The organism is Tropicimonas sp. (genome assembly GCF_047971885.1).
In the GTDB taxonomy this organism is placed as follows: domain Bacteria; phylum Pseudomonadota; class Alphaproteobacteria; order Rhodobacterales; family Rhodobacteraceae; genus Tropicimonas.
The window spans coordinates 20,831-29,721 of record NZ_JBKEAE010000097.1 but is presented as its reverse complement, the minus strand read 5'-3'; the positions used below and the strand labels follow the sequence as shown (position 1 = coordinate 29,721).

7 protein-coding genes are annotated in these 8,891 nt (G+C 60.1%); 4 read left to right on the top strand and 3 right to left on the bottom strand.

The annotated features are described in order from the left end of the window. Positions 1 to 163: 163 nt before the first annotated feature. A complete protein-coding gene (locus ACK5IR_RS08900; RefSeq protein WP_416928019.1) occupies positions 164 to 919 on the bottom strand; it encodes a hypothetical protein in 756 nt (251 codons plus the stop codon). 129 nt (positions 920 to 1,048) lie between these two features. Here ACK5IR_RS08900 and ACK5IR_RS08895 point away from each other — a divergent pair, with 129 nt between their 5' ends. The 4 genes from ACK5IR_RS08895 to ACK5IR_RS08880 all read left to right on the top strand — a co-directional run bounded on the left by ACK5IR_RS08895 (position 1,049) and on the right by ACK5IR_RS08880 (position 6,381). Beyond that, positions 1,049 to 3,238, top strand: a complete 2,190-nt coding sequence (locus ACK5IR_RS08895; RefSeq protein ID WP_416928017.1) for a glycosyltransferase family 2 protein — start codon at positions 1,049 to 1,051, stop codon at positions 3,236 to 3,238. 154 nt (positions 3,239 to 3,392) lie between these two features. After that, positions 3,393 to 3,959 (top strand): hypothetical protein, encoded by a 567-nt coding sequence (locus ACK5IR_RS08890; RefSeq protein WP_416928015.1) that lies wholly within the window; start codon positions 3,393 to 3,395, stop codon positions 3,957 to 3,959. A 101-nt stretch (positions 3,960 to 4,060) separates the two neighbouring features. Continuing rightward, complete coding sequence (locus ACK5IR_RS08885; RefSeq protein ID WP_416928013.1) at positions 4,061 to 5,155, top strand: FkbM family methyltransferase; 1,095 nt, start codon at positions 4,061 to 4,063, stop codon at positions 5,153 to 5,155. Between the two features lie 65 nt (positions 5,156 to 5,220). Beyond that, positions 5,221 to 6,381, top strand: coding sequence for a polysaccharide pyruvyl transferase family protein (locus ACK5IR_RS08880; protein WP_416928011.1), 1,161 nt, complete (start codon positions 5,221 to 5,223; stop codon positions 6,379 to 6,381). Here ACK5IR_RS08880 and ACK5IR_RS08875 read toward each other — a convergent pair. Both ACK5IR_RS08875 and ACK5IR_RS08870 read right to left on the bottom strand, forming a co-directional pair. After that, complete coding sequence (locus ACK5IR_RS08875; protein WP_416928009.1) at positions 6,373 to 7,722, bottom strand: glycosyltransferase family 2 protein; 1,350 nt, start codon at positions 7,720 to 7,722, stop codon at positions 6,373 to 6,375. The genes ACK5IR_RS08880 and ACK5IR_RS08875 overlap by 9 nt on opposite strands. Positions 7,723 to 7,737: 15 nt before the next feature. After that, complete coding sequence (locus ACK5IR_RS08870) at positions 7,738 to 8,772, bottom strand: glycosyltransferase family 2 protein (protein ID WP_416928007.1); 1,035 nt, start codon at positions 8,770 to 8,772, stop codon at positions 7,738 to 7,740. Positions 8,773 to 8,891: the final 119 nt, after the last annotated feature.

Sequence of the window (8,891 nt, the reverse complement as noted above, 5' to 3'; positions counted from 1 at the left end):
GCCGATCACCGCGCCGGAAAGCCCCGCGCCCACCATCAGAAGTTTCGACATCTTTCCGTCCCGATCATTCATTCGTTGCCGACAGCTCTTTTCCGGAACCGGAGGGTGCCCGGGGATGTTCTCAACATCGGAACCATTTTGACCAGGCTACACCGCATCATCGTTAACGGAGGAATGCAAAATCCGGTACCGTTTTCAAGGCAGTATCAAGCGTGCCTATGCCCTCAAATTTTTGGTATCGATCCCGCGTGTCCTGGTTTCCCGTCTCCCGCAACCCCCGGATACGGTCCTCTGCGCGTGTGCGCTGCAAGTTGTACCCGAGAAATGAGATCGTAGCGGAGACCTGTGCAACCGCCGCTTCGAAACTGCTCTCATAAACCTGTTCGAAGGACAGGGCATGGACTCGCGCTCCGGCTGTGTGCAGAAAGTTCCAGAGTTTGTTGAGCCGCATGACGCATTTTTTCTCATGCTCGACGAGCTTTTCGATATCAAGCGACGCCTCAAAAGCGGGATCATTGTCCTCATCTGGTTTTTCGTGGTTGGGGCCCCAGACCTTGGTGCGTTGTGCATATTCCATTGATAGAAGCCGCTGTAACGCGTTCTCCCGAACCAAAAAGAGGTTGAGATAATCATGTCGTACTGCATGTTTGGCCAAGCAAGCGTTTATCTCTTTGGGAACCATCTCAACGCAGTGCTTGATGTTGATCGGATCTGAAAGCGTCGCTTCGATTTCCGCTTCGGTTGCCACGATGTCCTGTCTCTTTATCCAATCCGTCGTGATGTGGCCAAATTCACGCGGTTTGTTGAAGGGTTCATGCTTCACCTTGTAGGGTGACAGAGCCAGAAGGTGTCGCGCCAGATTTGTTCCACCAGTCCGTTGGGTGGTCCAGATGATGATCGGAGGGGTGTCGTTTCCCATTTTTCCAGCTTCCTCAAGCAACCCATGGCTCCGCGTCAGTCGAGCCGGTCTGCCCGACGCACGTAGCGTATTGCCGGGGATACTGCTAATGCAATCCGGCAGCAGGGGAAACCATACGGATCGCGCGACATGGATCACCGCCACCACTACTGGACCATTCTGGTTGCGCCTGAGTTCGACATGACGTGGTATCGCCGGCGCTATCCCGATGTGGACCGGACCCGGATCGACCCGGTCGAGCATTTTCTGCGTTTTGGTGCAATGTTACGCCGCGATCCGGGGCCGGATTTCGATACGGGTTTCTATCTGGATACCTATGAGGTGCGGCATGAGAGCGGCAATCCGCTGCTCGATTACCGTTGTGCCACGAATGGCGGCGCGCGCTGCCGCAACGCGAACGAACTGAACCGCCGCATGAGCGAGCTGGACCGGAACATGGCGGCCACATGGGGGCCGCTGCGGGACGGGTGCAGGATTTCCTACTGTATCCCGATCATGGGCCGGCTCGACGACCTGAAGGGCACGCTGCGCGAAAACCTCGGTGCCAACGCGGTATTTCGCGGAAGCATAGAATTCGTTCTGGTTCTTTTCGGAGACGATCCCGGGCCGGAACGCTGGGTGCGCGACACATGCGCGGAGGCGCTTTCCGATGGCTATCTCCGCCTGATCCGCGACCGCGATACGCTCGACACCTGGCATTTCGCCAAGGCCAAGAACGCGTTCCGCCGGCATATCGGCGGTGCGTACTACTCCAGCCTCGATGGCGACAACTTCGTTACCGCCGAAGAAACGCAGCATCTGCTCGACCTGATGGATGCCCATCCGCGCGGGTTTGTCCTGCATCATTTCACTGGCAACTGGGGCGACGGAACAAGCGGGCGCGTTACCCTGCCCGCGTCGGTCTATCGCCATGTCGGCTACGACCCGGGGCTGCTGCCGCGGCAATATGACGAGATCGATCTTATCCTCGGGGCACTCGGGCAGTTCCCGGCATTGCCGTTTATTGCGTCCGATCCGGAACGGAACATCTTTACGCTGTCATACAATGCACAGGCGTTCCGCGATGCCGAGCGGCTTGCCAACCGCCGGGAATACAGTTCTCCGCCCGCCCGCAGGCTGCCCCTGAACCAGCGCGGCGGCGATTACGACAAGCAGGATGTCCATCTGCAGGACATGAACAATTTCAACGCGGCATTCAGTGCCCTGCGCCGCGCGCCGGAGAGCGCGCACAGGAAATCCTATCTTGCGCACGTGGAAACCCACAAGCGCCGGTTGCTCGAACGCCTGCCCCGGGACAGGTTCGTCGGGATGCTGTTTGAAACCCGCGAAGCCTCCGAACCGCCGGTGGTCGGGCCCGGGGACATCACCCTTTTCGCCTGTGTGCACGACGAAGCGATGTTCCTGCCCCGTTTCATACGGCATTACCGCGATCTCGGAGTGTCCCGCTTCGTTCTTGTGGACGATCATTCCGACACGCCGGTGCGCAGGCTCGGTCTGGGCGCCGATGTGCACGTGTACCGACCGAAAGTCGGCGACTTCAAGACCTCCAAGACCCTGTGGCTGGAGGGTCTGATGCGGGCCTTCGTTCCCGACGGGGGCTGGATAGTCACCGCCGATGCGGACGAGTTCCTGCAATTGCCCGAACCATACGGCAGCCTTGCCGAACTGACCGCCGAACTGGAGCAGCAGGGCCGCGAATTCTGCCCGGCCCTGTTGCTGGACATGGTTGCGGATCCGTCCGGGCCGGTTGCCGATACATCCGATTTCGATGTGCTGCTCGGGGCCTTCTGCGACCGCACCGACCCCATGCCGGGCGAATATTCGGCGCTGCCGCCGGTTGCCTGGGCCTTTGGCCCCCATGCCGGGCTTTCCTGGCGCTTCGACATCCGTCATCACGCCTTTGGAACGGTGGACAGCCTGCGCAAGTTTCCCCTGTTCCGCCTGCGCGAATGGCGCCACCTCAATCAGGGGTTTCATACCTTCCACAACTCCGGCGGCCAGCCGGCGCCCGGTCCGGAGGAGTGGGCATGCGCGCCCATCCTGCCGATCCTTCACTACAAGCTGGTCCGCCTGTATTCCGAGGAATTGCGCGGCGCCATGCTGAAAACCGCCTCGGGCTACCATGATCGCACGGCCGGGAATCTCCAGCGTATCTTCGGCACGGCGCCGGACGACGCGCTGGCCCGGATCAGCGATCTGGCGGCCATGCTCCGTCCGGCGCACGAGGCACGCCAGCCCGGGTTGTTCGCCCCGCATCCCGCACATCGGGAGATGTACGAACAGGCGATCACATCGGAAACTGCCCGGGAAAGCACCTGACGATAACAGGCCCGGCAAAGGCATTGCGTAGCGCGCGTGGGTACGATTTCCGCCGGAGGCCGGCCTTGCCACTTTCCGGCACCCCGCGTTAAGACGGTATATTGCGGACCAGCAGGAAAGGTTCCTACCGATGGCGATGCGTGTGGTTCCCTGGATGACAGACGATTCCGTGGGCTTCATGTGCGCCTGGACCGAATGGTTCAACGCCGGTAACAGCCGCCTCCCGCGGGTTCTGGAATTTGGCATGGGTGCCAGCACGCTGTTCCTGCGCGACCGGGCCGAGGCGATCGTCAGCTTCGAGCACGATGCCGAGTGGTTCGGGCGTGTTGTGAAGATGCTGGAGATCCTCGACCTGCCCCACCCCCGGGCGATTCTGGCCGGGCGGCCCTATTCCGACCGGATCGAGGCAGAGGCCGGGACGGAGAAGTTCGACCTGATCAGCATCGACGGCCGGGACCGGGTTGCCTGCCTGCGCGAGGTTCTGCGGCTGGATCTTCTGGCGGGGGACGGCATTCTGGTTCTGGACAATACGGAGCGGATCACCACCCATAACGGCCGCTATGCCGGAATGGCCCCGTTGCTTCGGCCCGATTTCAACGTGGTTCATTTCGAACAGCTTGGCCGTGACCGGGCGGGCTGGATTCCCGGCCACCGATGGGTGACCACCATCGCCTGGCGGCGAAGCGGTGTGCAGTACACCACCAGAGGCATCCCGATCTGAGCCGGAAGCGCCCGCCCGGATGAAAGCCGGTGACTCCCCTTTTGGCATCCCCTATTGTCGCGCAAACACCGATCCGGCCAGACAGACAGGCGATATTTCACATGGACACCAAGGCGCCGCACACGCCCGCCGCAAGCAATGCGATTTCCGGTTTTCTCAAGGACATCGAGCCCTTTTTCCTGCGGCGGCAGGTCATCTATGCGGATATCGGGGCGAACCGGGGCGATACCTTCGCGGCGATCTACAGATCACCGCTGAAGGTCAACCGGGCCTGCCTGGTGGAGGCAAACCCGAAAATCTGTCAGCAGCTTCAGCAGACGGTCTCGGCGCTGGAGGCCGAGGATCGGGCAACCTGCCTCAACCTCGCGATATCGGACGCGCCGGGAACGGTGAAACTGCGCGACATGCGCGACATGAGCTCGGTCGTGCGCGACGGGGAGGGTGCGGGTGAACAGGACAATGTCCAGACGCTGTTCGACGTCGAGGCGCGAACGCTGGACAGCCTCGCGACGCTGTTCCCCGACGGGCATATCTCGATCCTCAAGATCGATGTCGAGGGGCACGAGGCCGAGGTCCTGAAAGGGGCGGAGACCCTGCTTGCCAATCACGCCATCGAGGTCATCTACATCGAGGCCGGCGTGAACCGGGAGAATGCCCAGCAGACCTATTACCGGACCATCGAGGATATCCTGCTTGCGCATGACTATCGCCTGTTCCGTATCTACGAGCAGACTCACGAATGGATCGACGACCGGCCGGTGCTGAGGCGCATGAACATGGCCTTCGTCAGCCCGGTCGTTGCCGCGAAATATCCGCTGAGCCTGCTGAAGGAGCTGCAGCACAGGGAAGCGGTGCTCGACGCAAACAGGGCGCTGAAAAAGGACCTCGCCGACAAGGAAAAGGAAGTGGTCTCCCTGACGCGGGCGGTCATCGAACTCGAGCAGGAAACGCGGAATGCCGAGGATCTTGAGAAGCGATGCCGGAAACTTGAGAAGGATCTGGCCCGGATTACGGACGAATTCTATACCTCGGAAAAGCAGTTCCGTGATCACAAGCAAAAACTCTCGACAGAGAACGCCGCCTTGACCAAACGTGCCGCACAGAGCCAGGCCCGTGTCCGCGATATCGAGAAAAGCACATCCTGGAGAATAACCGCCCCGGTGCGGGCCTTGGGGCGCGCCATTCGGCCACGGTGATAGCTGATCGGGTTGACGGTTTTTGCCCTGATAAGCTGCGGACATTCCAGGGCGCCGGACCTGGAATGAGCCAGGTGGAATATGTTTTCCGTACACTGGGGTGCTGGAAGAAAATGAGATTTCTCGACAAGATTTTTCCATTGTCCGGGCAGCGGGATATCCGGATGAGGCCGAGGATCGGCCTGACCGGTTCCTTTGGCCGTGGAAACTATGGGGATGAGCTTTATGTCAAGACATACCAGCACTGGTTTGGTCGGTGGGCCGACCTGCATCTCCTTACCGGGCTTCCTCAACCAGGCTATCTTCAGGACTTTGGGAAAGCACGCGTCGATCTCATGGATGCCATCGTACTTGGCGGGGGAGATCTGCTATGTCCCTATCGGGAGAAAATAGATCGCGATTTTATACATCCCTATTACCTCAGGCGGCCCCTGCATGTGGCTGGTATCGGCGTTGAACGGAACAGACCGGACATTAACCCCAATACATTGGAAGCATGGAGAAAATTTCTAAAGAACAGAAATGTGAAATCGATCACGATGCGGGATTCGGATTCGAAGATCTGGATAGACACCAATGTCGCGCCGAATGTCGAAGTCGGGATTGCGCCGGATCTGGTCTGCGCATTGCCCCTGCCACCGGCAATCCGCCCGGATGGACCGCCTGTTCTGGGGCTGGTGACGCGACATATAAAGCATCCCAGGGAATATAAACTCATGGGAGAGATCGCGCATAAATTATCCGGACAAGGCTGGCGGGTGCGGCATGTGATCGGCGGTGTCGGAAACCACGGCAGAAAAGATTATGAGAATTCGAAAACTCTCGAAGTGCCGGGCAAGGAGACGTTTTACAGTCAGGACCTGGACGACATCAGTCGTGCACTGGGAGAGTGTTCATTGGTCCTGAGCATGAAACTGCACACCACGATAGTGTCTTCAATGTATGGCGTTCCAACGATCTCGATGAACCCCGTGGTAAAAGCACGCAGTTTCATGGAATCCATAGGTCGCGAAAAATATGTGTTCGCGGCCAACGATGGAAGCGTATTCGATGCAATAGATGCCGGTGTCCCTGATATTTCCACTGATCGTATCAGGAAGCTGCGTGACGACGCGTCATCATATCTTATGAATTTGGGGCAAAGGATATGGGACGATTTCAGGCGTTCAAATCGCACGAGGGCACATCACCTCTCCGACGCACCGTCATTCCCGGGATCAATCTAGGCGCTCGGCCCCGGTACTTTCCGGGCCGGATTGATACCGGACCTGTCCGGTTCCGGCATTCAAACCGCTGCGCAATGTCACCAGTTCGTCACGCAGATTGCGCATGTCCCGCTGCAGGATGATCAGTGCGGCCATGATCTCCTCGTTGGTGATGGGGCTTTTGTCTGCCCCGCCGCGGCGAGCATGGGGGTTTCTGCCGATACCGCTCTTTTTCGCAATGTAGGAGGCCGTCATTCTGGCGGTATTGCGGATGCCGGACTGTCTCAGGTGATACATTCCGCGCGACAGCAGCGTTCCGGAAAATGGAGACCCGGAACCGGCGCGCCTGACCCGGCCATTTGCGCCACTCCATCCTGCTGCACGCGAAAACCCCTGAAAATCCGCCGCCTTCAGGGCTGCCAGCATCTGGTATGTCGGCCCCGGCCCGTTGATTTCGCCGAACTTCCCGATGGTGACAGCATCATACTGTCCGATCACCGGAACAAGCGCGTCGTAAAGCTCGCGCTGCACGTCGCCTGCCGCACGCTGGCTGACCCAGGACATCTGGCCGGCCACCCAGCGCAGCAGGTCCATGCCATAGATGTCTTCCTGCCCCTGTTGTCGCAAGCGGTCGCGAATGATGTCGTGGTGGAGGAATATCCGCAGCAGCCGGCTGTCTGCGGTGGCCATCGTCTGTCCTGCCCGCGCGACACGATGCTGGCAGAGCCTTTCGGGGACCAGCACGATGCGCTGGCCGCTCAGGATCGCCGCCCAATGGAACGGATTGTCCTCGAAGAAGAAATCGCCGACGGGAAAGCGCAGACCGGCCCGCTCGATCAGATCGCGGCGATATATCTTGCGCCAGGGCACGGAAATGAACCGCAGCATTTCGCGCCGTATCCGGACATCCAGATCGCGCGCGACGGTTCGGGGATATGGCTTCCACTGGTCGGTCTCGGCCGGTTCCTTCAGTTGTCCGTCGGATTCGTCCAGCAGCTGGTAGCGGCACATTGCCAGATCGGCGGAATTCGCGACAGCCGCGTCATGGAGGGTTTCGAACATGGTCGGCTCGTAAAGATCGTCGCCATCGGCAAAGCCGATGAAATCGCCGCTCGCCGCATCCAGACCGGCATTTGCCGCCGACGCGACGCCGCCAACCGTGTTCTCCGCAAACAATATCGGGCGGATGCGCGCATCCCTTTCGGCGTATTCCCGGATGATGTCTGGCGTGGCATCCGTCGATCCGTCATCGACGACGATGATCTCGATATCGCGCAGTGTCTGCGCCAGTATGCCCTCCAGGCTCTGGCGGATATAGGCTTCGATATTATAGGCGGTGACAATGACGGAAAGCCTGGGCACGGATGCAGCCCCTCGTTAACGGATCAGGTGATTGACAAGTGCGCAGGCCAGATCGGGGGAATGCCTGGTGCGCATTCGGGCCAGATCGCCAAGATCGAGCCGCATGAGAAGATCGGTATAACGCATCTCGAACGGCAGGCGAAAATCGGGATCGAGCCGCGGTCTGGCCCACCGGACCAGACGGTTTGCAAGAATCCAGTAAAAATGCGCAAACCGGCGGCGCAGATGGGGGTTGGCCTCCAGCAGGTCGTATGTCTCGTCCAGAGCCTCGAACATCTGCAGGCGGTCGCGGCCGGAACTGTTGGTGATGTTCCCGCCCTGCGGATGCACGATATGGGTGCAGATGATCGCGTCCCGCACCATGATCCTGCGTGCCAGCAGCAGGCTGTGCCAATGCCCCAGGATATCGTTGTTCACCCGGGTCTTGCCAAAGCGCATCCCTGCCTGCCGGAAATGAGCGGTGCGCAGGATCTTGTTCCAGGGGTAATTCGTGAAAACCAGCAGGCGGCCCATGTCTTCGATATCGCCCGTTGCCCTGGGCGCGCCCTGCAACAGGGCTGCGAGCGTTATCTTGTCCTCGTAGCCCATGTCGGTGAAACTGGCCGTTTCCTCGCGCTCGTAGCGATAGGCGAACAGTACCGTGTCCAGTTCCGGGTCGGCATCCATGTCTGCGATGGCACCATGGATCACATCGCCATGCAGGATGTCGTCGGCATCGAAAAAGATCGTGTAGCGCCCGGCGGCGCGGGCCCAGCCTGCGTTCCGGGCCAGACCGGCCCCGCGGTTTTCCGGACTTTCGATCAGTTCGATACCCGGATACCGGCCGGCAAGGTCCTTCAGAACCGCGACGCTGCCGTCGGAAGACGCATCGTCGACAAAGACCATCTGGCAACGCAGCCCGTCCCTGCCAAGATTGGACACGTTCCGCACCAGCCGGGGCAGATGGGCTTCGGCATTGTGGACGGGAACCACGAAGGTCAGGTCGGGGGGCGCGCCCTGCTCACCGGGCGCCGTGCCGCCGGATACCTTTTGTTCCGCTTCCCTTTTCACCTGCCGGCCTCCGCCAAGATGGAACTGGCCGGTCGTATAAACTCCCGGCGGAGTGGCTGCCAGCCGTGAATGTACGGGGCCATGAGGTTTCCCGCCTCGGGGTTGCGGGCATCGGTACC